Annotated in this window: 25 protein-coding genes; 18 read left to right on the forward strand and 7 right to left on the reverse strand. The window is 73.7% G+C overall.

Features of this window, described 5'->3' with window-relative positions; translation table 11 throughout:
• Position 1 precedes the first annotated feature (1 nt).
• The 8 genes from AB0398_RS32115 to AB0398_RS32150 are packed head-to-tail and all read left to right on the forward strand — an operon-like array spanning position 2 to position 5,981.
• Entirely contained in the window at positions 2 to 268 is a 267-nt protein-coding gene (locus AB0398_RS32115) for a phosphopantetheine-binding protein (protein ID WP_366379191.1), read from the forward strand.
• A 2-nt stretch (positions 269 to 270) separates the two neighbouring features.
• On the forward strand, positions 271 to 1,311 hold the full coding sequence (locus AB0398_RS32120) for a hypothetical protein (RefSeq protein WP_366379192.1): 1,041 nt from the start codon (positions 271 to 273) through the stop codon (positions 1,309 to 1,311).
• Positions 1,304 to 2,233: a tryptophan synthase subunit alpha gene (gene trpA / locus AB0398_RS32125; RefSeq protein WP_366379193.1), complete on the forward strand. Its 930-nt coding sequence runs from the start codon at positions 1,304 to 1,306 to the stop codon at positions 2,231 to 2,233. Before AB0398_RS32120 ends, trpA begins: the two co-directional genes overlap by 8 nt.
• Positions 2,230 to 2,604, forward strand: a complete 375-nt coding sequence (locus AB0398_RS32130; RefSeq protein ID WP_366379194.1) for an ectoine synthase — start codon at positions 2,230 to 2,232, stop codon at positions 2,602 to 2,604. The genes trpA and AB0398_RS32130 overlap by 4 nt, the downstream gene beginning before the upstream one ends.
• A 57-nt stretch (positions 2,605 to 2,661) precedes the next feature.
• Complete coding sequence (locus tag AB0398_RS32135) at positions 2,662 to 3,801, forward strand: acyl-CoA dehydrogenase family protein (protein WP_366379195.1); 1,140 nt, start codon at positions 2,662 to 2,664, stop codon at positions 3,799 to 3,801.
• Positions 3,802 to 3,832: 31 nt separating this feature from the next.
• Positions 3,833 to 4,513, forward strand: coding sequence for a transglutaminase family protein (locus tag AB0398_RS32140; RefSeq protein ID WP_366379196.1), 681 nt, complete (start codon positions 3,833 to 3,835; stop codon positions 4,511 to 4,513).
• Entirely contained in the window at positions 4,513 to 5,205 is a 693-nt protein-coding gene (locus AB0398_RS32145) for an N-(5'-phosphoribosyl)anthranilate isomerase (protein ID WP_366379197.1), read from the forward strand. The genes AB0398_RS32140 and AB0398_RS32145 overlap by 1 nt, the downstream gene beginning before the upstream one ends.
• Entirely contained in the window at positions 5,202 to 5,981 is a 780-nt protein-coding gene (locus AB0398_RS32150; protein ID WP_366379198.1) for an indole-3-glycerol-phosphate synthase, read from the forward strand. Before AB0398_RS32145 ends, AB0398_RS32150 begins: the two co-directional genes overlap by 4 nt.
• Here AB0398_RS32150 and AB0398_RS32155 read toward each other — a convergent pair.
• Positions 5,964 to 6,644, reverse strand: coding sequence for a DUF2269 domain-containing protein (locus AB0398_RS32155; RefSeq protein ID WP_366379199.1), 681 nt, complete (start codon positions 6,642 to 6,644; stop codon positions 5,964 to 5,966). The genes AB0398_RS32150 and AB0398_RS32155 overlap by 18 nt on opposite strands.
• Before the next feature lie 121 nt (positions 6,645 to 6,765).
• Here AB0398_RS32155 and AB0398_RS32160 point away from each other — a divergent pair, with 121 nt between their 5' ends.
• From AB0398_RS32160 to AB0398_RS32180, 5 genes are read left to right on the forward strand one after another with little or no spacing between them, the layout of a single operon-like run.
• On the forward strand, positions 6,766 to 7,674 hold the full coding sequence (locus tag AB0398_RS32160; protein ID WP_366379200.1) for a TetR/AcrR family transcriptional regulator: 909 nt from the start codon (positions 6,766 to 6,768) through the stop codon (positions 7,672 to 7,674).
• A gap of 25 nt (positions 7,675 to 7,699) precedes the next feature.
• Positions 7,700 to 8,563 (forward strand): NAD(P)H-binding protein, encoded by an 864-nt coding sequence (locus tag AB0398_RS32165; protein WP_366379201.1) that lies wholly within the window; start codon positions 7,700 to 7,702, stop codon positions 8,561 to 8,563.
• Positions 8,560 to 9,630: a zinc-binding dehydrogenase gene (locus tag AB0398_RS32170; RefSeq protein WP_366379202.1), complete on the forward strand. Its 1,071-nt coding sequence runs from the start codon at positions 8,560 to 8,562 to the stop codon at positions 9,628 to 9,630. The genes AB0398_RS32165 and AB0398_RS32170 overlap by 4 nt, the downstream gene beginning before the upstream one ends.
• An 11-nt stretch (positions 9,631 to 9,641) precedes the next feature.
• A complete protein-coding gene (locus AB0398_RS32175) occupies positions 9,642 to 10,145 on the forward strand; it encodes an ester cyclase (RefSeq protein ID WP_366379203.1) in 504 nt (167 codons plus the stop codon).
• 53 nt (positions 10,146 to 10,198) lie between these two features.
• Positions 10,199 to 11,077, forward strand: coding sequence for an MBL fold metallo-hydrolase (locus AB0398_RS32180; protein ID WP_366379204.1), 879 nt, complete (start codon positions 10,199 to 10,201; stop codon positions 11,075 to 11,077).
• Positions 11,078 to 11,152: 75 nt separating this feature from the next.
• On the opposite strand, the gene AB0398_RS32185 is transcribed toward AB0398_RS32180, so the two are convergent.
• The 3 genes from AB0398_RS32185 to AB0398_RS32195 are packed head-to-tail and all read right to left on the reverse strand — an operon-like array spanning position 11,153 to position 13,324.
• Positions 11,153 to 12,037 carry an NmrA/HSCARG family protein gene (locus AB0398_RS32185; RefSeq protein WP_366379205.1) on the reverse strand — a complete coding sequence of 295 codons (885 nt, stop codon included), beginning with the start codon at positions 12,035 to 12,037 and terminating at the stop codon, positions 11,153 to 11,155.
• Positions 12,038 to 12,047: 10 nt separating this feature from the next.
• Positions 12,048 to 12,920 carry an NAD(P)H-binding protein gene (locus AB0398_RS32190; RefSeq protein ID WP_366379206.1) on the reverse strand — a complete coding sequence of 291 codons (873 nt, stop codon included), beginning with the start codon at positions 12,918 to 12,920 and terminating at the stop codon, positions 12,048 to 12,050.
• Positions 12,890 to 13,324, reverse strand: a complete 435-nt coding sequence (locus AB0398_RS32195) for an ester cyclase (RefSeq protein WP_366379207.1) — start codon at positions 13,322 to 13,324, stop codon at positions 12,890 to 12,892. Before AB0398_RS32195 ends, AB0398_RS32190 begins: the two co-directional genes overlap by 31 nt.
• A 232-nt stretch (positions 13,325 to 13,556) precedes the next feature.
• Here AB0398_RS32195 and AB0398_RS32200 point away from each other — a divergent pair, with 232 nt between their 5' ends.
• A complete protein-coding gene (locus tag AB0398_RS32200) occupies positions 13,557 to 14,429 on the forward strand; it encodes a methyltransferase domain-containing protein (RefSeq protein WP_366379208.1) in 873 nt (290 codons plus the stop codon).
• A 77-nt stretch (positions 14,430 to 14,506) separates the two neighbouring features.
• Here the strand turns inward: AB0398_RS32200 and AB0398_RS32205 are convergent, their stop codons facing one another.
• The 3 genes from AB0398_RS32205 to AB0398_RS32215 form a co-directional block, all read right to left on the reverse strand.
• Positions 14,507 to 15,280 carry an SDR family oxidoreductase gene (locus AB0398_RS32205; RefSeq protein WP_366379209.1) on the reverse strand — a complete coding sequence of 258 codons (774 nt, stop codon included), beginning with the start codon at positions 15,278 to 15,280 and terminating at the stop codon, positions 14,507 to 14,509.
• A 7-nt stretch (positions 15,281 to 15,287) separates the two neighbouring features.
• A complete protein-coding gene (locus tag AB0398_RS32210; protein ID WP_366379210.1) occupies positions 15,288 to 16,364 on the reverse strand; it encodes a serine hydrolase domain-containing protein in 1,077 nt (358 codons plus the stop codon).
• 171 nt (positions 16,365 to 16,535) lie between these two features.
• Positions 16,536 to 16,994, reverse strand: coding sequence for a nuclear transport factor 2 family protein (locus AB0398_RS32215; protein WP_366379211.1), 459 nt, complete (start codon positions 16,992 to 16,994; stop codon positions 16,536 to 16,538).
• Positions 16,995 to 17,134: 140 nt separating this feature from the next.
• Here AB0398_RS32215 and AB0398_RS32220 point away from each other — a divergent pair, with 140 nt between their 5' ends.
• The 4 genes from AB0398_RS32220 to AB0398_RS32235 all read left to right on the forward strand — a co-directional run bounded on the left by AB0398_RS32220 (position 17,135) and on the right by AB0398_RS32235 (position 20,978).
• Positions 17,135 to 18,775 (forward strand): class I adenylate-forming enzyme family protein, encoded by a 1,641-nt coding sequence (locus tag AB0398_RS32220; RefSeq protein WP_366379212.1) that lies wholly within the window; start codon positions 17,135 to 17,137, stop codon positions 18,773 to 18,775.
• Positions 18,769 to 19,110, forward strand: coding sequence for an antibiotic biosynthesis monooxygenase family protein (locus AB0398_RS32225; RefSeq protein ID WP_366379213.1), 342 nt, complete (start codon positions 18,769 to 18,771; stop codon positions 19,108 to 19,110). The genes AB0398_RS32220 and AB0398_RS32225 overlap by 7 nt, the downstream gene beginning before the upstream one ends.
• Positions 19,111 to 19,194: 84 nt before the next feature.
• Positions 19,195 to 19,980 carry a 3-oxoacyl-ACP reductase FabG gene (gene fabG / locus AB0398_RS32230; protein WP_366379214.1) on the forward strand — a complete coding sequence of 262 codons (786 nt, stop codon included), beginning with the start codon at positions 19,195 to 19,197 and terminating at the stop codon, positions 19,978 to 19,980.
• A gap of 38 nt (positions 19,981 to 20,018) precedes the next feature.
• A complete protein-coding gene (locus tag AB0398_RS32235; RefSeq protein WP_366379215.1) occupies positions 20,019 to 20,978 on the forward strand; it encodes an aromatase/cyclase in 960 nt (319 codons plus the stop codon).
• Positions 20,979 to 21,002 lie beyond the last annotated feature (24 nt).

Genomic DNA, 21,002 nt, shown 5'->3' on the forward strand with positions numbered 1-21,002 from the left:
CATGCCCGACACCCTGACCGCCGTGAAGCGGTTCGTCGTCGACGAGTTCCTGCCGGACGTGACCCCCGACCAGCTCGACGCCGACCTCGACCTGCTCGACGAGGGCGTCGTCGACAGCCTGGGCCTGCTGAAGGTCATCGCGTGGATCGAGTCCACGTACGACATCGACACCGACGAGGTCGACCTCGACCCGGACGCCTTCCGTTCGGCGGCCTCCATCAGCGCGTTCGTCGACGGCGTCCTCCCGCAGCGGGCGGAGGCGGCGTAACCATGCACGAGGCCCTGACCGCGCTCATCGGCGGCAGCCGACAGGTGGACCGGCAGACCTGGCGGTCCTTCTGGGACCGGCTCCACGACGGGGGCCTGCGCCGGGGCGAGGCCGTGGCGCTGCTGTCCTCCCTCTCCACCGCCGTGCCCGAACGCGCCACCCTCACCGCGCTGCTCGACTCCCTCGACGAGCGCCGGGCCCCGCTGGACCTGCGCTTCGACGGCACGGTCAACATCGTCGGCACCGGCGGCGGACCCCGTACGTTCAACGTCTCCACCGCGGCCGCGTTCACCGCCGCCGCCATGGGCGCGAAGGTGGTCAAGACCGGCTCGCGGGCCTTCACCAGCGGCTACGGCTCGGTGGACCTGCTCGAACTGCTCGGGATCCGCCTCACGGGCTCGTACGAGGAGACCCACGAGGTCCTGGAGCGGGAGGGCATCGCCTTCGCCGGGAACTTCGTCTACCCGGCCGAGGTGGCCCGGCTCGCGGGGCTCGTGCTGCCGCTGCGGATGCGCGACATCGGCCGGTTCGTCAACGTCCTCGGCCCCTTCCTGTCCGGCGTGCCGGTCACCGCGCAGCTCACCGGGGTCTCCGACCCGCGGATGCTGCCGGCCGTCCGGCAGGCCGCCGAGCACACCGCGCGCCGCACCGGGCGCACCGTCTGGGTCTGCGCCAACGACCTGGAGGCCGACGAGCTGATCGGCTTCGCCGCCAACCGGGTGTTCGGCTACGAGGACGGCGGCGAGGACGAGTTCACCCTGCGCCCGCAGGCGCTCGGGCTGCGCCCCGGCCACCTCGGCGACCTGCGCCAGGCCGCGGGCGGGGACGGGGAGGTGGTCGCCGGCTTCCTCGCGCTGCTGTCCGGCGAGGGCGACCCGGTGGCCGAGGAGACCGTCTGCCTCAACGCCGCCGCGCTCGCGGTGGCCTCGCGGCTCACCTCCGACTGGCACGCCGCCCTGGCCGCCGCGCGCACCGCGCTCCACGACGGTTCGGCCCGCGCGCGCGTCGAGCGGCTGCGCTCACGGGCGGTGTCCTGTGTCTGAGACCCTGCTCCACCCGGCGGCTCCCGGCGCGACGGCCCTGTCCGCCGTACAGGCCGCGCCCGCCGCCCCCAACCCGGCCGCCGGCCCGTCCGCCTTCTTCGCCCGGCGCCGCCCCGGCCGCCCCGGCCTCGCGCTCTTCCTCAACGCCGGCGACCCGCCGCTGGAACTGCTGCCCGAGCTGCTGGCGATGCTCGACGAGAGCGAGGTCGACTGCCTCGAACTCGCCGTGCCCTTCCCCGACTCGGTCACCGACGGCCCGGTCGTCCGCCGGTCCGCCAACCGGGCCCTGGCCCGGGGCGTGACCGCGGACGCCGTCCTGGCGGCCGTGGCCGCCGTCCGGCCCTCGCTGCGCCACCTGCGGATCGCGCTGCTCGCGGACTGGAGCCACACCGTCAAGGGCACCCCGCTGCCCGACTTCACCCGCAGGGCCGCCGACGCGGGCTGCGACGGACTGCTGCTCCACGGGCTGCCGCCGCGCCTGCGCGAGGCCCACCACGACTCCGCCCGCGAGGCGGGGCTGCCGGTGGTCACCACCTGCTACGCCGTCTCCGGCCCGCTGGTCCAGGCCGACGCCGCCGCCCGCGCCGGCGCCTACCTCTACCTCGTGGCCCACTACGGCCGCAGCGGCACCGACGCCCCGCTCGACGAGCGGCGGCTGGCCGAGACGGTCCACCGGCTCCAGGAAACCGCCGCGGCGCCCGTCGCCGTCGGCTTCGGCGTCCGCACCGCCCGGGACATCGCCCGGCTCGAAGAGCTCGGCGTCCAGTCCGTGGTGGTCGGAAGCGCGGGCGTGGCCCGCGTCGAGGACGCCCTCGCCCACCGCCGCGACCCCGTAGGGGAGTTCGCGGAATTCGTCCGGGAGCTGCGCGGCACCGCCCCCGCCGGCCCCACCCCCACCGCCCAGAAGGGAACCACGTCATGATCGTGCGCAAGCTGGAGGACCTCACCGCCGTCGAGTGGGGCAACGGCCTCAGCCGCCGCTTCCTCACCCAGTCCGACGGCGTCGGCTACTCGGTGACCGACACCGTGGTCCGGGCCGGCACCAGGTCCCGCCTGGAGTACCGCAACCACCTGGAGACCTGCTACTGCATCGAGGGCAGCGGCGAGGTCATCGACACCGAGGGCAACGCGTACCCGATCACCCCGGGCACCCTCTACGCCCTCGACCACCACGACGCGCACTGGCTCGTCGCCGCCCCGGACGAGGACCTGCGCCTGGTCTGCGTCTTCTCGCCGGCGCTGCGCGGCGACGAGAGCCACCGGCTCGACTCGCCCGAGTTCTCCCAGTACTGAGCCGGACCGGCGCACCGAACCGGCCAGGTCCCCGACGCACAGCCCAGGAGCACGTGGATGATCAAGTGGAGCGCCGACCAGCAGGCCCTGCGCGAGGGCCTCGGGCCGTACCTCGGGGACCTGAACGACGGTCACGTCGAGCAGGACGCGGCCGCGTCCTTCCCGCGGGCCAAGTGGGAGGTCCTGGCCCGGACGGGCATCCTCGGCCTGCCCTTCGACACGGAGTACGGCGGTCTGGGGCAGGACCTCCTCACCACCATGTACGTGCTCGAAGGGCTGGGCGAGGGCTGCCGGGACGCGGGCCTGAACTTCTCGGTCTGCACCCACATCGTCAGCACGGGGGTACCGCTCCAGCGCTTCGGCTCCGCCGGGCTCAAGGAGCGGTACCTGCCCCGGATCTGCACGGGCGAGCTGATCGCCGCGCACGCCATCAGCGAGCCGGACAGCGGCTCCGACGCCCTGGCGATGCGCACCCGCGCCCGGCGGGACGGCGAGGAGTGGGTGCTCGACGGCAGCAAGGCCTTCGTCAGCAACGGCCCCGTCGCCGACCTGTTCGTCGTCTACGCCCGCACCAGCGACCGCCCCGGCCCGCTCGGCTTCACCGCGTTCCTCGTGGAGCGCGACACCCCCGGGCTCCAGGTCGGGCGGCCCATCGCCAAGATGGGCCTGCGCACCTCGCCGCTGAGCGAGCTGTTCCTCGACGGCTGCCGCGTCCCGGCGGACCGGGTGCTCGGCCGCGTCGGCGGCGGCTACCTGGTCATGGAGTACGTGATGCGCTGGGAGATCCTGCTCTCCTTCGCCGTCAACGCGGGCGAGATGCGCGGCCGGCTCGACCGCTGCGTCGCGTACGCCCGGGAGCGCACCCAGTTCGGCCGCCCCATCGGCGACAACCAGGCCGTCTCCCACCGGATCGTCGACATGCGCGTCGGCGTGGAGACCTCCCGCGCCCTGCTGTACGGCGCCGCCGAGAAGATGGCGGCCGGCGAGAGCGTCACCGAGGAGATCGCCATCGCCAAGCTGGTCACCAGCGAGGCCAACGTGGCCTCCGCGCTGTCCGCCGTCCAGATCTTCGGCGGCAACGGCTACATGGCCGAGTACGGCATCGAGAAGGAGCTGCGCAACTCCGTCGCCGGAACCATCTACTCCGGGACCTCGGAGATCCAGCGCAACCGCCTCGCCGCGCTGCTGGGCCTCTGACCCCCGACCGAAGCGGACAGGACACCCCAGCATGGACCCGAACACCCTGCGCCCCACCGAGTTCCTCGACCACGGGTCGGCGGAGGTGCGCGCCTTCGTCCGCGAGTCGCTGCCGCCCGGCGACCCCACCCCGCGCGAGGCCGCCGTCGCCCTCTACCACGCGGTCCGTGACGGCATCCGCTACGAGGTGTACGGGGCGGACCTCTCCCGCCGGGGCCTGCGCGCCAGCGAGGTGCTGCGCACCGGCTCCGGCATGTGCCTGCACAAGTCCGTCCTGTACGCGGCGTCCCTGCGCTCGCTGGGCATCCCGGCCCGGCTCGTCCTCACCGACGTGCGCAACCACCTCGCCTCCGAGAGGCTCAAGCGGCTCCTCGGCGGCGACGTCTTCACCCACCACGGCCTGACCTCCGTCCACCTGGACGGGCGCTGGGTGAAGGCCACCCCGGTCTTCAACCGGAAGCTGTGCCGCCTCTACCGGATGGCGCCGCTGGAGTTCGACGGCACGGCCGACAGCCTGCACCACCCCTTCGACGAGCGGGGCCGCCGGCAGATGGAGTTCCTGCGCGTCCACGGGGAGTTCGACGACCTGCCCTACGACCGGGTCCTGGCGGACCTGCGGGCCGCGCACCCCGGCCTGTTCCGGGACGGCTCGGCCGACTCCTTCGCCGAGGGCTCGCTGGTCGCCGACGCGCGGCGGGCGGTGGCCGGGTAGTGCTGGTCAAATTCTGCGGGGCCGTCACCGAGGACGAGGCGGCGGCCGCCGCCGGCGCCGGGGCCGACCTGCTGGGGCTCTGGTACGCGGTGCCCGGCGGCCCGGCCGAGCTGTCGGCCGGGCGCCTGACGGAGCTGGCCGCCGCGACCCGCGCGACCGGCCGCACCGCGCCCGTGCTCGTCACCTTCTCGAACGACGCCGAGGACCTGCTGCGGGTCCTGGACGGGGCCCGGACGACCTGGATCCAGCTGCACGGCTTCCAGCCGCCGTCCGTGGTGCGCCGGCTGCGCCGGGGCGCGGGCCCCGGGCTGCGGATCGTCAAGGTGCTGCACGTGGACGACGCCGGCCGCTGCCCGGAGGAGGGCCTGCTCCGCGGCTACGAGCGGGCGGGCGCCGACCTGTTCCTCTTCGACGCCGTCGGACCCGGCGGCCGGCTCGGCAGCACGGCCCGCGCCCTCGACCCGGCGGCGGTCGTCGCCCTGGCCGGCCGTACGGACCTGCCCTTCCTTCTGGCGGGCGGGCTGCACGCGGGCAACCACGGCCCGTTCGCCCCCGTCCGGGAGCTGCCCGGCTTCGCCGGGATCGACGTGGACTCGGCGGCCCGCGGTCCGGAGGGCCGAATCGACGGCGCCGCCGCCTCGGCGGTCGCCCGCGCGTGGCGGGCCGCCGATCCGGCGGGGGTGGTCGCGTGAGCGCCTTCACCGACGCCCTCGCCGGGGCCCGCCGCCCGCTGGTCATGGAGGTCAAGCGCCGGGACGCGGACGGCGCCGACCTGCTCGGCGGGCGTCCGGTCGCGGAGGTGGTCGCCGCCTACGAGGCGGCGGGCGCGCCCTGCGTCTCGGTGGTGACCGGCCGCTGGTTCGGCGGGGACGAGGAACTCCTCTCCGAGGTGGCCTCGCTGACCGCGCTGCCGCTGCTGCGCAAGGACTTCGTCACCAACCGGGGCCAGCTCAGGAGGTCGCGGGAGCGGGGCGCCTCGGCGGTGCTCCTGACGGCCGGGCTGCTGTCGGGGGACACCCTGGAGCGGCTGACGGATCAGGCCCTGGAGCTCGGCCTCACCCCGTTCGTCGAGGTGGCCGACGCGGCGGAGGCGGCCGCGGTGCGGCACGGCGAACACTGCGTCGTCGCCGTCAACAACAAGGACATCGCCACCCGGGAGCGCGGCGCGGGCGACCTCGGCCGCAGCGGGGAGCTGCTGCCCGCGGTCCGGGCCACCGGCACGCGGTTCCCGGTCAGCGCCAGCGGGATCCGGCGGCCGGAACAGGCCGCCGCGCTGGTCGGCGCCGGCTATGCCGGGCTCCTGATCGGCACCGGTCTGCTGCGCGCGGACAGCCTCGCGGGCTGGTGCGCGGAGTACGACCGGGCCCGGGCCGCGCGGTGCGCGGGCCCGGACCCGGCCGGGGAACCGGACGGGTCCCGGGGGACGGACCGGTCCGGTGGCGCGGGGACCTCAGGCGCGGGCGGCTGAGCCGTCGGCGGCCTGGGTGCGGGCGGCCGGGGTGCGGCCGGCCGGAGTGCGCCGGGCCGCCGCGGACTTCCGCCGGCCGCGGGCCGTACGGCCCCACGGCTTGTAGACGGAGACCACGGCCGCGACGGTGAGCAGGACGAACAGCATCGGCACGCTCCACAGCAGGAACTCGGCGGGCCAGCCGGGCTCCGGGGTGCCGCGGCCCGCGTCGGCCGTGTTCTTCGTGGCCTCGATGACGATCGGGTGGATCACGAACCACGCGAAGACCGTCATGAAGAGGGTGATGACCCACTTCACGATGATCCAGAAGTGCTGCATGAAGCCCCACACGGTGCCCCAGGACAGCAGGATCCCGGAGAGCGCGGCGCTGACGCTGAAGACCGTGACGCTGGTGTCGTCGAAGACGTACATCGCCTTGTAGACGCCCTTGGCGACGGCCGGGTCGTCGGTGGTGTAGCCCATGACGGCCAGGACCACCATGGACAGGGACAGGCCCACCCAGCCGACGGAGGTCACGACGTGGACCGCCAGCGTGAGCCGGCGCGCCCTGCGGCTGAGCTCGAACTTCTTCTTCGCCTTCACCGGGGCCCGACCTCCCTTCGCGGTCGGCGCCGACGGGGTGGCGTCGGTCTCCTGCGGGCGTTCGACAGAGGGTGCGGACAAGATTCATGCCTCCTGCGGACTGTGGGGATCATCGGCGAGGGCATAAACTCTTTATGCCGTACGGTGAAACTTCGTACAGAGTACAGAGCTAGTGCCTCCGAGGCGAGGGGATGTCAAGGGAATGGCGAGAAACAGCGGTAAGAACGAGGGCCGGACGGACCCCGGGCGCACCCTGGCGCTGCTGTGGCGGGACTACTACGGACCGGCCAGGAACGCCCGAGGACCCAAGCAGGGACTGACCGTCGACCGCATCGTGGATGCTGCGATCCACATCGCGGACGAAGAAGGGCTGGCCGCCCTCTCCATGCGCAAAGTGGCCGAACCCCTGGGGGTCTCCACGATGTCGCTGTACACCTACGTCAACGGCCGGGCCGAACTCGTCAACTGCATGTTCGACAAGATCCTCTCCGAGTCACCGTCCCTGGACGGGGTCGAGGACGGGTGGAGAGCCGCTCTGGAGCGCTACGCCCGCGGCGCCCACGACATCGCCCTCCGCCACCCCTGGGTCCCGCCCCTGATGTCCTCCCGGATGCTCATGGGCCCCCACGAGACCGCCGTCTGGGACGGGGTGCTGCGGGCCGTCTCCGCGACCGGCCTCGACGAGCGCGACATGCTCGCCGTCGTCAACCTCGTCAACGGCTACGTGCGCGGCGCCGCCCTCCAGGACGCCGACAGCCGGCAGGACGAGCGGCGCGGCGGGCTGAGCCACCAGGAGTGGTTCGAGCGCACCGGCCCCGAGCTGGAGCGCCTCATCCCCTTCACCCGCTTCCCCACCCTCACCCGGGTGTGGATGACCGGGGTCTTCGAGGAGCCCGGCTCCGGCTTCGGCGCCGACGGCGGCTTCGAGTTCGGCCTCCAGCGCGTCCTCGACGGCGTCGAGCGGCACGTCGACCGGTGCGCGGCCGACCGCGCGGAGGGCGGCCGGGAGGAGGGCGGCCGGGAGGAGGGCGGTCGAGCGGACCTCCGGGACCCCTCCAGCCCGGCGGCCGACGCTGGCACCACAACTGGCCGAGACGTCTCATCTGGCTGAGACCGTGGTACGAGGGTGGAGCAGCGTGACAGTTCTGGTGACAGGCGCGACGGGATCCGTCGGCCGCCACGTGGTGGCACAGCTCGTGGACGCGGGGGTGCCCGTCCGGGCCCTCACCCGCAACCCGGAGGCAGCGGGCCTGCCCCCGCAGGTCGAGGTCCTGGCCGGCGACCTGACCAGGCCGGAGAGCGTCCGCGAGGCGCTGCGCGGCGTGGAGAAGCTCTACCTCTTCCCGGTCCCCGAGACCGCGGCCGAGGTCGCCGCCGCGGCGGCGGAGGCCGGCGTGCGCCACATCGTGGTGCTCTCGTCCTCCTCCGTCCTCGACGAGTCCGGCGACAACCACAGCGGCGAGCACCACCGCACCGTGGAGAAGGCCGTGGAGGCCTCCGGCGTCGACTGGACCTTCGTGCGCGGCGACGAGTACGCCACCAACGTCCTCTGGAAGTGGGGCCACTCGATCAGGACCGAGGGCGTCGTCCGCGCCCCCTACGGCAACGCCCCCCGCGTCCTGGTCCACGAGAAGGACATCGCCGCCGTCGCCGCCGCGGCCCTCCTGGAGGACGGGCACGCCGGCCGGGCGTACGTCCTCACCGGGCCCGAGGCCATCACCCAGGCCGACCAGGTCGAGGCCATCGGCGCGGCCCTCGGCCGGACGATCCCCTTCGAGGAGATCACCCCCGACCAGGCCCGCGAGCAGATGGGCCGCTTCATGCCGGCCCCGGTCGTCGAGATGGTCCTCGGCTACCTCGCCGACGCCGTCGAGAACCCGCCGGTCCCCGTGGACACGGTCGAGAAGGTCACCGGCCGCCCCGCGCTCACCTTCGCGCAGTGGGCCGTCGACCACGCCGGGGACTTCGCCCCTCAGGAGCAGGACCGGAGCGCGGCATGACCGTCACCACGGGCGCCGGCGCGACCGCCGGCACCGGCCGCCCCGCCCCGGCCCCCGCCAACCCTTCCGTCACCATGACCGGCAGCGGCGAGCCCGAGCAGTGCGTCGAACTGACCGACGCCGGCCGCCCCTCGGCCGGCCGCGGCAAGGTCGTCGTCGAGGTCGAGGCCGCCGGCGTCTCCTACGCCGAGGTGCAGATGCTCCAGCACCTCCACCCCTTCCCGCCCCGCTTCCCCTTCGTCCCCGGCTACGACCTCGTCGGCCGGATCACGGAGGTCGGCGAGGGCGTCACCGGATGGCGCGCCGGCGACCGGGTCGCCGCCATGCCCCGCTACGGAGCCTGGCAGCGCCACGTCGAGGTCCCCGCGAAGGTCCTCGCCCCGGTCCCCGACGGCCTGGACGCCGCCGAGGCCGTCTCCCTCGTCACCAACGGCGTGACCGCCTGGCAGATGGTGCACCGCCTCTCCGGCGCGCGGCCCGGCGACACCGTGCTCGTCCACGGCGCCAGCGGCGGCGTCGGCACCCTGCTCACGCAGATCGCCGTCCACCACGGACTGCGCGTCATCGGCACCGCCTCGCCCGCCAAGCACGACGCCGTGCGCGCGCTGGGCGCGGAGCCCCTCGACTACCGCACCCCCGACTTCCCGTCGGCCGTGCGCGCGCTCGCCCCCGAGGGCGTCGCCGCCGTCTTCGACCACATCGGCGGCAAGGGCCTGGACGACGGCTGGGCCGTGCTCGCCCCCGGCGGCACCCTGGTCTCCTTCGACTCCTCCGTCGCCGGCTACGAGCCCGGCCAGTGGTTCCGCCCGCACGTCCCGGCCCTGCGCCGGACCCTCACGCACGCCCTCGCCCGCCTCTTCGGCCGCACCGGCGGCCGGCGGATGCGGATGTACTACGTCAAGCCCGGCAAGGACTTCGACGCCGACCTGGGAGCCATGTACGAGCTGCTGGCCCGGGGCGTGCTGCGCCCCGAGATCGCCGGCCGCCTCCCGCTCGGCGAGTCCGCCGCGGCCCTGCGCGCCCTGCTCGACGGCCGCGCGGTCGGCAAGTACGTCCTCGTCCCCTGAAAGGAACCCCCATGACCGCCACGCTCACCGAGACCCCCGCCGGGACCTCCGCCGAGAACTCCGCCGGGATCCCTGCCGGGATCCCCGCCGGGGAGACGATCCAGGCGCGCAACAAGCGGATCGCGCTCGACTGCGCCGCCGCCTGGAACCGCTGGGAGCTCGACGGCATCCTCACCCACTGGCACCCCGAGATCCGCCACTTCTCGGAGGACCGCCAGGTCGACACCGAGCAGATGATCGGCGCCATGAAGGGCGGCCTCGCCGCCTTCCCCGACCTCCACCTGGACGTCAGGAGCGCCGTCTCCGAGGACGACCGCGTCATCCTGCGCATCACCGTGACCGCCACCCACCTCGGCGAGTTCATGGGCAAGGCGCCGACCGGCAAGAAGGTCACCTGGTTCATGCTGGAGGAGCTCCGCTTCGACGCGGACGGAAAGATCATCGAGCACTACGACGTCTTCAACTACATCCCGATGCTGAAGGAGCTGGGCTTCATCCCGGCGGACGGCCAGTGACGGGGGCCGGGACCGGGACCGCGGTCCGGCTCCCCGGGGCGACGGTCACCGAGGTGGCCGACGGCGTCCACGCGTACGTGCAGCCCGAGGGCGGCTGGTGCCTGAACAACGCGGGCATCGTCGCCGACGGCGGGCGCAGCGCCCTCGTGGACACCGCGGCCACCGAGGCCCGCGCCCGGCGGCTCCGGGCGGCGGCCCTGCGGATCGCTCCGCGCCCGCCGCGCGCGGTGGTCAACACCCACTTCCACGGGGACCACACCTTCGGCAACTTCGTCTTCCCCGAGGCCGTCACCGTCGGCCACGAGCGGACCCGCGCCATGGTGCGGGCCGCCGGCCTGCACCTGACCGGCCTCTGGCCCGAGGTCTGCTGGGGCGACATCGAGGTCACGCCGCCGGAGCTGACCTTCCGCGACGCCACCACCCTGCACGTCGGCGACGTTCCCGTCGAGCTGATCCACATCGGGCCCGCGGCGCACACCACCGACGACACGGTGGCCTGGCTGCCCGAGCAGCGCGTGCTGTTCACCGGCGACCTGGTAATGAACGGCGTCACGCCCTTCTGCGTGATGGGCTCCGTGGCCGGCTCGCTGCGCGCCCTCGACCGGCTGCGCGCCCTCGGCGCCACCACCGTCGTGCCCGGCCACGGGCCGGTCGGCGGCCCGGAGCTGTTCGACGCCAACGCCTCGTACCTGCGCTGGATCCAGGGGCTGGCCGAGGAGGGCGCCGCCGCCGGGATCGCCCCGCTGGAGCTGGCCCGGGACGTCGACCTCGGACCGTACGCGGACCTCCTCGACGCCGAGCGCCTGGTCCCCAACCTGCACCGCGGCTACGCCGAGGCGCGGGGGCTCCCCGAGGGCTCGCCGCTCGACATCGGCGCCCTGTTCGACGAGATGATCGTCCACCACGGCCGCCACCCGGTCTCCCTGGCCTGACCTCCGCTCCCGCACCACGACGTGGGCCGGGCGCCGCCCGAAGGCGGCGCCCGGCCCACGCGCGTGTCCGAAGGCTCAGAGGTCGACGCCCTTGAGGAAGGCGTCGAAGGTGAGCAGGCCCGGGTGCGCGACGCGCAGGGCGGGCAGGTCCGCCCGGTAGCCGTGCGTCTGGAACCACTCGAACATCAGGGCGATCTCGGGGGCGTTGGGGATGTACGGGTTGGCGGCGACCGCGTCGAGCGGGACCTCCTCGAAGCGGGCCGGCCTGCCCGTACGGGCCGCGAACGCCGCGGCGACCTCGTCGGCCGTGAGCTCGTCGCCCGCGATCTCCACCTTGCGGCCCAGGTACTCGGCCGGCCGGTCGAAGGCCTCGGCGGCGAACCAGCCGATGTCCGCGACCGCGATGAACTGCACCCGGGTGTCCGGCTTCAGACCGAGCTGCACCACCAGCGTGCCGTCGACCTCCTGCGGCCCGTGGGCCGCGAAGTTGTCCATGAAGAAGGTCGGCCGCAGCACCGTGTTCGGCACCCCGAGCTCGTCGAGGTAGCGCTCGACGTGGTGCTTGGAGTCGAAGTGCGGGACGCCGCTGTGGCGCTCCGCCCCGCCGACCGAGCTGTAGACCACGTGCGCCACGCCGGTGTCGCGGGCCGCCCGGGCCACCGCGCGGCCCTGGCGGACCTCGCCGCCCAGACCGGCCGGCGTCATGAAGTTCTGCACGCTGAAGACGCCGTGGACGCCCTCGAACGCCGCGCGCAGCGACGCCTCGTCGTCCAGGTCGCCCCGGACGAGCACCACGCCGAGACCGGCGAGCGCCCGCGCGGCCTCCGACTCCGGGTCGCGGACCAGCGCCCGCACCTCCCGGCCGCCGCGGGCCACCAGCTCGCGGGCGGTCGCGCCGCCCTGCGCGCCGGTCGCGCCGACGACCAGGACCGGGCCTGCCTTCGTGTTCTCTGCGGACATGACGGCCTCCTCAGCCGAACAGCGGCGCGTTGGCCGCCGCCCACTCGCGGTACGGGCGCGGGTCGCGGCCGGTCAGCTCGCGCACCGCCGGGCTCACCTTCGACCAGGGGACCTCGGGGCTGTGCAGGGCGGCGACGTTCGTCACCGCGGCCTCGCGGTCGCCGGTGATGCCGGCGAACACGTCCACGACCTCGCCCTGCGGGGCCACGGAGAACTCCAGCTCGCGGCCGAGGGCCCCGCCCAGGATCTTGGCCTGCTCCTCAGAGGTCAGGACCTCCGGGCCGGTCAGGAGGTACGCCTTGCCCTCGTGCCCCGGCCGCGTCAGGGCGACGACGGCGGCCGAGGAGATGTCGTGCTCGTCGATCGGCGCGCCCGGGTTGTTGCCGATCCAGTCGCGGACCCGGCCCTCCTCCCGCACCGTCTTGATCCACCAGGAGGTGTTCGCGTGGAACGGGCCGGGACGCAGGAACGTCCACTCCGCGCCGATCCCGCGGATCGCCTCCTCGGCGGCGCGGTGCTCCTCGGCGATGCCGTGCGCCAGCGGGTGCAGGACGCTCCCCGAGGAGAGGAAGACGACCCGGCCGAGGCCCGCCTCGGCCGCCGCGGCGGCGAACGCGCGGGCCTCGCCCGCCACGTCGCCGGACAGCACGACGAGCGCGGCGTCGACGCCCTTGAGCGCCACCGCCAGCGAGTCGGCGTCGGCCGGGCTGCCCGCCACGACCTCGACGCCCTCCGGCAGCCCCGCCTCCTCGGGCCGGCGGCTGAGCGCCCGCACGTCGCGGCCGAGCGCCACCAGCTGCTCGACGGCCTCGCGGCCGACCTTGCCCGTTGCTCCGGTCACCAGGATCACGGTCAGGCCCTCCAGCCCTCGGGCGTCGGCCACGGGGAGCCGAGCTGACGGTAGGTGCCCTGGTAGTCGGGCCAGTCGCGGTGGTCGCGGATCTTGCCGTCGACGAAGCGGATCAGGTGGATCTGCTCGCCGGAGAACTCGCGCCCGGTGGCCGGCATGCCGACGAGGTCGCCCACGTGGCGGCCGTACAGGACGAGGTTGGCGCGCACCCACTGGCCGTTCTCCTCCAGGGAGACCTCGACCAGGCGGGCCTCCTCGGAGAAGGTCATCTTCAGCCACTTGACCGCCATCGCGAAGGAGTCGGGACCGCGCAGGTCCATGTGCTCCATCGTGGCCGGATTCAGGTAATCGGGGTGGATGTACTCTGCGACGTCCTCGGTTTTTCCGGTGTTGTACGCCTCTATCATCCGGCGTACGGCATCGAATTGACTGCTCATTCCATTTCCTCCACGGGTGTGCGGCCGAGAACGTCGGGCATCCCCGTCATCCTCGGCCGCGCGGCTTTCCCCGGGCAAGGCCGAAAATCGATGCCCGAACGGATTGCGAAGCTCCTGCCACCGGACCGCGACCGGATGTCGACCGGTCCTCCAGCGGACCACGGGTCCGGGCCGTCACGATGAAAGCCGCCCGGACGCTCGTCCCCGACGTCCGGATATCCAGGGAGCTGAATTGACTACGGACACCGCAACCGCGACGTACAAGACCAAAGTCACCGCCGCCTTCAACGGTGCCGCGGCGACCTACGACCGGCTGGACGTGGAGTTCTTCACGCCCATGGGCGGCCGCCTCGTCGAGCTGGCCGGCCCCCGGCCGGGCGAGCGCCTGCTCGACGTCGGCTGCGGTCTGGGCGCCACCCTCCTGCCCGCCGCCCGCCTGATCGGCGACCGGGGCCGCGCCCTGGGCATCGACATCGCCGAGGCGATGATCGAGGAGGCCGGCAAGGAGGCCGCCCGCCAGGGCATCGCCAACGTCGACCTGAGGGTCATGGACGGCGAGCACCCCGACCTGCCCGCCCGCTCCTTCGACCTGGTCCTCGGCAGCTACAGCGTCATCTTCCTGCCGGACGCCCGCGCCGCCCTGGCCCGCTACGCCGACCTGCTCGCCGACGGCGGCCGCATCGCCTTCACCAGCCCGGTGTTCACCCGCGACACCTTCCCCTTCCTGCCGCCGCTCTTCACCGAGCTCATCCCGATGTCGCTCCTGGAGCACCTGCCCGAGGCCTGGCACCCGGAGCAGCTCCAGAAGCAGCTGCACTCCTGGCTGGAGGACCCGGCGGACCTCACCGCCGCCCTGGAGAAGGCCGGCTTCACCGACGTGGAGATCACCGACGAGCCGGTGATCCAGACCGCGCCCTCCGGCGACGCCTGGGTCACCTGGTCGCACACCCAGGGCATGCGCCTGCTGTGGCAGCACCTGCCCGAGGACGAGGCCGCCGCCCTGCGCGAGCGGATCGTGACCGCCCTCGACGCCCTGCGCACCGACGGCGGCCGGGTCCGCTTCGAGGTGCCCGTGCGCTACGTCACCGCCCGCGTCGCCCGCTGAACCGCGCCGCCGCCCCACGCGGAAGGGCCCGCCGGAGAACCGGCGGGCCCTTCCGCGTACGCGGACCTCAGCGGACCTCAGGTGACGGACAGCGCGCCGTCCACCGCGAACACGGTGCCGTTGGCGTACGCCGCCTCCGGACGCGTCAGCTGGACGATCCACCAGGCGATGTCCTCCGGCCGGCCGACCCGGCCGGAGGGGATGCGCTCCGCCATCTGCGCCAGGAAGCCGTCGTAGGCCTCCCGCGGCATGCCGGCCCGCACGCCGACACCCGTGTCCACCACGCCGGGGGCGATGCCCACGGAGCGGATCCCGCGCGGCGCGAGCTCCACGGCCCAGGTGCGGGTCAGGAAGTCCAGCGCCACCTTCGCCATCCCGTAGACCGAGTTCTCGGGCCAGGCGCGCCGGCCCAGCGAACCCGCCGAGCCGACGTTGACGATCACGCCGCCCGAGGCCTCCAGGGCGTCCAGCGCGCGCTGGGCCAGGAAGACCGGAGCGATCAGATTGGTGGCCAGTTGAGAACCGACGGAATTCCGGTCGAGACCGTCCAGGGCCACGAATCCGGTGACGGCCGCGTTGTTCACGAGGACGTCGAGCCGGCCGAATTCCCGCAGTGCCGTCTCCACGACCAGATCCGGGGTCTCCGGATCCGAAATGTCGGCGGCCAGGACGCGAATGCGGTCCCCGTATCCGTCGGCGGTCTCCTTGAGGGTTCCCTCGCTCCGTCCGACGACGAGCACGCGCGCGCCCGCGTCGGCGAAGGCGCGGGCGGTCGCCGCGCCGATTCCCGTTCCGCCGCCCGTGACGACGACGGCCTTCTCCACGGTGGATTCCTCCACGGAATGCGTCATGGCGGCCTCAGAAGCACAGGGCGGTGTTGACACCGCGGATGACGGCCTGCTCGGCGTCGTGGCCGAAGTCCTTGTCGCCGATCGTGAACGACAGCTGCACGCGGGCGTTCAGGTCGCGGGTGGTGGCCGCGAGGGTGGCGTAGCCGGGGATGCCGGCGCCGTGGCCCCACAGGTCCAGGCCCTTGTCGTTCTCCAGCTTCATGATGCCGAGGCCGTAGCCGATGCCCATCGGCAGGTTCTCGATCATCTCGGGCGGCAGCGGGGTGGTCATCTCCTCGAACTCCGCCTGGTTCAGCAGCTTGCCGCTGAACAGGCCCGCGAAGAAGGTGTCCAGGTCCTTCGTGGTGGAGATGATCTCGCCGGCGCAGCCCGCCTCGGACGGGTTCATCAGCGTGACGTCGACCGGCTCGCCGCCGATCTGCATGTAGCCGCGGGCGTGCGGCTCCGGGACGTTCGGGTCGTCGCCCGGCAGCACCGTCTCGGTCAGGGACAGCGGCTCCAGGACACGCTCGGTGATCTCCTCGCGGTACGAGCGGCCGGTGACCAGCTTGATGAGCAGGCCGATGATGAAGTAGTTCGTGTTGCAGTACATGAACTTCGTGCCCGGCTCGAACTCCAGCGGCTTGGCGGCCGCGATGGCGATCAGGTCCTCGGGCTCGTAGTGCTTGTAGCGGTCGCGCAGGAAGCGGTCGCCCGGCTTCTGGAACGAGTCCATGTAGTTGTACAGACCGCTGGTGTGCTGCATCAGGTTGCGGACGGTGATCTTGTCGCCGTACGGCAGCAGGCCCGGCAGGTAGCTCTCGACGGTCCGGTCGAGGTCGATCCTGCCCTCGGCGACGAGCTGGAGCACCACGACCGCGACGAACGGCTTGGTGATGCAGGAGATGCGGAAGCGGCCGTCCTCGGGGACCGGGCGGTCCGTGCCCAGCTCCGCGATGCCGGACGTCACGACGAAGGACTCCTCGCCCCGCGTGACCCGGAACTGGACGCCGCCGGCGCCGAGCTCGACCAGCCGGTCCGCGGCGCCCTGCACGGCCTGCTGGAGGGCCGTGACTTCCGGCCGGGCGATCGTCGTCTGGGTCATGTCGGGAAACCCCCATGGGTCGGTCGGTTCGTTCGGTCCTGTACGGGGAGACTCGCCGCCCCCGATCGCGGCACGGCCGACGGCCGGTGGAGCGGAGCTAGGGCCCGGCCGTGCTCGGGGCCGGGTCCGCGACGCCTGGCACGGCGTTCCGGGCCGGGTCCGCGGCGCTCCTCAGGCGAGGTCGTCGCGGGTCACGCGGCGGGTCGCGACGAGCAGCCCGCCGGCACCGCGCACGAGCACGTCCTCGCAGACGCACACCCGGTGCACCCGGGAGTCCTGGCCGATCGTGGAGGCGTAGACGAGGGCGTACGAGCGGACGTGCACCGTGCCGTCCTCCTGCGGGCGCACGTCGAGCATCCCCATGAAGTGGCGGTGTCGCTGCCCGGACTCCTCCAGCTGCGCGTGGCTGCGGGTGGTCGCCGCGACCAGACCGGCCCGGCCGCGCACCGGCTCCGGCAGCGTCGGCACGTCGAAGGTGGCGTCCTCGGTGAAGGTGGCGGCCCACTCCTGCGGCCGGTTCAGGTCGAGGAGCTGCATCTGGCGGGCGTAGAACTGCTGCACTTCGGCGTACAGGACGGCGCCCTCGGTCGCGGACAGGGCGGCCGTCGGGGTCTCGGCGAGGATGGTCACGGGGTCTCCGATCGTCGTGTTTCCCCCACTGTCGCCCCGCTCCATCGAGCCCTCTTCGAAGATTCCTCAAGCCCCGGCACGGACGATGGACACACGCCCTGAGGGGGGCGCACCGCCCGACCGACGAGGGGACCAGAGCCGTGCCGACCTTCGACCACCCGCACCTGCCGCTGGACGGTCTGCTGCGCCGGGCCGCCGAACGGAACCCGGACGGCCCCGCCCTGCGCGACGCGCGCGGCACGCACACCTTCGCCGAACTCGACGCCCGGGCCGACCGCATCGCCCAGTTCCTGGAGCGCTCGGTGGGCCGCAGGGGCGCCCGGATCGGCGTCGCCAACACCCTCGACGCCTCCTTCGCCGCCACCTACTACGGCACCGCCCGCAGCGGCAACACGGTCGTGCTGATCAACCCGCTGGTCAAGGAGGTCGGGCTCCTCCACGTGATGTCCGCCGCCGGCGTCGAGCTGGCCTTCGTGCCGACGCCCACCGCCGAACTCCTCGCCAAGACCGGCGACCGGCTGCCCCGGCTCGGCCTGGTCGTGGTCACCGACGCCGAGGACGGCATCGTCCCCGGCGACGCCGTGCCGCTCGGGCTCGTCCTGGACGCCGTCGCCACCGCCGTGCCCGGCCCCGGGCAGGACGCGGAGCGGCGCCCCGTCGACCTGGACTCCGACGTCTGCGTGCAGTTCACCACCGGCACCACCGGCCGGCCCAAGGGCGTCCGCCTCACCCACCGCAACCTGGTCGCCAACGCCGCGCAGACCGCCGCCGCCCACCACCTCGACGCCGGCTCCGTCACCCTCAACCACCTGCCGCTCCACCACGTCATGCACCTGAACTCGGCGGTGTACGCGGGCGCGTTCCAGGTGCTGTGCGCCGACCCCGACCCGGTCGCCCCGCTCGCCCTCGCCGAGCGCGTCGGCGCCACCCACTACTACGGCCTGCCCGCCCGCCTGCACGCCCTGGCCGCCGACCCGCGGCTGAGCGCCCCGGGCCTGCCCGGCGTGCCCGCCCACCCCCGGCTGACCGCCGTCCTGTCCGGCGGCACCGCGCTCGACCCGAACGCCGCCCGGGTGCTGCGCGAACGTCTCGGCGTCCCCGTGGTCCAGGGCTACGGCATGGCCGAACTGTCCCCGCTCACCCACTCCCAGGACCCCCGCGACCCCCGGCCCGGCTCCGTCGGCGCCCCCGTGCCCGGCACCGAGTGCCGGATCGTGGACCCGGAGACCCGGGCCCCGCTGCCCGCCGGCGCCGTCGGCGAGGTCCAGGTCCGCGGCCCCCAGCTGATGGCCGGCTACCTGGGCGAGAGCCGCCACCCGGCCGGCGCCGACGGCTGGTTCCCCACCGCCGACGTCGGCCGCCTCGACGAGGACGGCGTCCTCTTCCTCGTCGACCGGCTCGGCGACGTCTTCAAGTACGACAACGAACTCGTCTCGCCCACCCTCGTCGAGGGCGTCCTCGGCGCCGACCCGCGCGTGGCCGAGTGCGTCGTGGTCGGCCGGCCCGACCCCGTGCACGGCGCGACCGCCTGGGCGGGCGTCGTGCTCCGCGACACCGGGGACGCCGACCCCGCCGAGGTCCTCGCCGACGTCGTCGGGCGCGCCAACGGCCTCCTCTCCGCCTTCGAGCGGATCCGCCACGCCGAACTCCTGGACGCCGTCCCCCGCACCCCCGTCGGCAAACCGGCCCGCGGGGCCCTGCGGCAGAGCGTCCGCGTCCGCGCCGCCGCCGTCGCCCCCTCCCCTTCCGACCCCTCTTCCCCAGGAGCAGCCGCATGGTGACCTTCGTCAACAAGTTCAGCGTCCACGGCGACCTCACCGAGTTCCTCGCCGCCAAGAGCCGCGTCACCGCGTACATGAGCACCCAGCCCGGCTACGTCAGCCACCAGACCCTGCGTATGGTCGGCGTCCCGAACGTCTACGTCGAGCTCGCCGTCTGGGAGGACGCCGCCGCCCACCGCGCCGCCGTCACCGGCGAGGGCTTCCAGCGGCTCGTCGAGGGCCTCGCCGCGCTCGCCACCCCCGAGCCCGGCCTGTACGAGACGGTCGCCGACGAGACGGACGGGACCGGCCGGACCGGCGGCGCCGGCGAGCCCGTCGCCGCGTCCGCCGCCTGACGGACCGCCTCCACCCGCCTTCCGCCGGATCTCGAGCGGCGCGGGGAATGGTCGGTACAACAACCCAGCCCTGGAGGAGAGACGATGACGGCACCGACGAAGCCGGTGGCGCTGATCACCGGTGCGACCAGCGGCATCGGCCTGGCCGTGGCCCGTGACCTCGGTCGCCGCGGCCACCGCGTGTTCATCTGCGCGCGCACCCCCGAGAGGGTCGCCGAGACGGTGGCCGAGCTGCGTGCCGAGGGCATCGAGGCCGACGGCCGGGCGGCCGACGTCCGCGACCGCGAATCGGTGGCCGAACTGGTCGCCGAGGCCGTGGCCGCGTTCGGCCCGATCTCCGTCCTGGTCAACAACGCAGGACGCAGCGGCGGCGGCGTCACCGCCGACATCGACGACGACACCTGGTACGACGTCATCGCCACCAACCTCAACAGCGTCTTCCTGCTGACCCGCGAGGTCCTCAAGAAGGGCGGCCTGGAGGGCGCCGGCTACGGGCGCATCATCAACATAGCCTCCACCGCCGGCAAGCAGGGCGTCGTGCTCGGCGCCCCGTACTCCGCCTCCAAGCACGGGGTCGTCGGCTTCACCAAGGCCCTCGGCAACGAGCTCGCCCCCACCGGCATCACCGTGAACGCGGTCTGCCCCGGCTACGTCGAGACCCCGATGGCCCAGCGCGTGCGCGCCGGCTACGCCGCGGCCTACGACACCACCGAGGAGGCGGTGATGCAGAAGTTCACCGCCAAGATCCCCCTCGGCCGGTACGCGACGCCGGAAGAGGTCGCCGGCCTCGTCGGCTACCTGACCACCGAGCACGCCGCGTCCATCACGTCCCAGGCGCTCAACGTCTGCGGCGGACTCGGCAACTTCTGATCCGCGACCGCGCCCCACGAGGAAGAAGAGAGACACCGATGGCGAACGAGCGCGTGCACCGCACGGCGCACGAGACGGAGATCGACGCCCCGGCGGAGGCGGTGTACGACCTCGTCGCGGACACCTCCCGGTGGCCGCTGTACTTCCCGCCCAACGTCCACGTCGAGCAGCTGGAGCGCACGGGCGACACCGAGCGGCTGCGCATGTGGGCCACCGCGGGCGGGCGGGTCAAGTCCTGGACCTCGCGCCGCGTCCTCGACCCGGCCGGTCTCCGCGTCGACTTCCGCCAGGAGGTGTCGGCGGCCCCCGTGGAGAGCATGGGCGGGAGCTGGATCGCCGAGGACCTCGGCGGCGGGCGCTCCCGGCTCACCCTGCTCCACGACTTCACCGTCGTCGGCGACCGCGCCGAGGACGTCGAGTGGGTCGAGCGGGTCACCGACGCCAACAGCCGCGCCGAGCTGGAGAACCTGCGCACCCTGGCCGCCCGCCGGCACGCCCTGCCCGAGCTCGTCCTCGACTTCGAGGACTCCGTCCACGTCGACGGACCGGCCGAGGCGGTCTACGCGTTCCTCCACCACGTCGAGGACTGGCCCGAGCGGGTCGCGCACGTCGACCGCCTCGACCTGACCGAGGACGGCACGGGCGTCCAGGTCATGGCCATGGACACCCGTACCGCCGACGGCTCGGTGCACACCACCGAGTCCGTCCGCGTCTGCTTCCCCGACGACCTGCGGATCGTCTACAAGCAGACCGCGACCCCCGCCCTGATGTCCGCCCACACGGGCCGCTGGACCGTGGTGCCCGCCGAGGGCGGCGGCGTCACGGCGACCTCGCAGCACAGCGTGGTCTTGCGGCCGGAGGCCGTGGAGAAGATCCTCGGCGAGGGCGCCGACGTGGCGCGGGCCCGCACCTACGTCAGGGAGGCACTCGGTCGCAACAGCACCGCAACGCTCAACCTCGCCAAGCAGTTCGCGGAGAGTCCGGTCCCCGCTCTCTGACCCCGCACCACCAGGAGTACGCAT

The organism is Streptomyces sp. NPDC086147, from assembly GCF_040702165.1.
In the GTDB taxonomy this organism is placed as follows: Bacteria; Actinomycetota; Actinomycetes; order Streptomycetales; family Streptomycetaceae; genus Streptomyces.

Excerpts from the sequence above, each read along its gene's own strand:
- AB0398_RS32115 (WP_366379191.1), top strand. The coding sequence starts at position 2 with ATGCCCGACACCCTGACCGCCGTGAAGCGGTTCGTCGTCGACGAGTTC.
- AB0398_RS32120 (WP_366379192.1), top strand. The coding sequence starts at position 271 with ATGCACGAGGCCCTGACCGCGCTCATCGGCGGCAGCCGACAGGTGGAC.
- AB0398_RS32130 (WP_366379194.1), top strand. The coding sequence starts at position 2,230 with ATGATCGTGCGCAAGCTGGAGGACCTCACCGCCGTCGAGTGGGGCAAC.
- AB0398_RS32135 (WP_366379195.1), top strand. The coding sequence starts at position 2,662 with ATGATCAAGTGGAGCGCCGACCAGCAGGCCCTGCGCGAGGGCCTCGGG.
- AB0398_RS32140 (WP_366379196.1), top strand. The coding sequence starts at position 3,833 with ATGGACCCGAACACCCTGCGCCCCACCGAGTTCCTCGACCACGGGTCG.
- AB0398_RS32160 (WP_366379200.1), top strand. The coding sequence starts at position 6,766 with ATGGCGAGAAACAGCGGTAAGAACGAGGGCCGGACGGACCCCGGGCGC.
- AB0398_RS32170 (WP_366379202.1), top strand. The coding sequence starts at position 8,560 with ATGACCGTCACCACGGGCGCCGGCGCGACCGCCGGCACCGGCCGCCCC.
- AB0398_RS32175 (WP_366379203.1), top strand. The coding sequence starts at position 9,642 with ATGACCGCCACGCTCACCGAGACCCCCGCCGGGACCTCCGCCGAGAAC.
- AB0398_RS32185 (WP_366379205.1), bottom strand. The coding sequence starts at position 12,037 with ATGTCCGCAGAGAACACGAAGGCAGGCCCGGTCCTGGTCGTCGGCGCG.
- AB0398_RS32195 (WP_366379207.1), bottom strand. The coding sequence starts at position 13,324 with ATGAGCAGTCAATTCGATGCCGTACGCCGGATGATAGAGGCGTACAAC.
- AB0398_RS32205 (WP_366379209.1), bottom strand. The coding sequence starts at position 15,280 with ATGACGCATTCCGTGGAGGAATCCACCGTGGAGAAGGCCGTCGTCGTC.
- AB0398_RS32210 (WP_366379210.1), bottom strand. The coding sequence starts at position 16,364 with ATGACCCAGACGACGATCGCCCGGCCGGAAGTCACGGCCCTCCAGCAG.
- AB0398_RS32225 (WP_366379213.1), top strand. The coding sequence starts at position 18,769 with ATGGTGACCTTCGTCAACAAGTTCAGCGTCCACGGCGACCTCACCGAG.
- fabG (WP_366379214.1), top strand. The coding sequence starts at position 19,195 with ATGACGGCACCGACGAAGCCGGTGGCGCTGATCACCGGTGCGACCAGC.
- AB0398_RS32235 (WP_366379215.1), top strand. The coding sequence starts at position 20,019 with ATGGCGAACGAGCGCGTGCACCGCACGGCGCACGAGACGGAGATCGAC.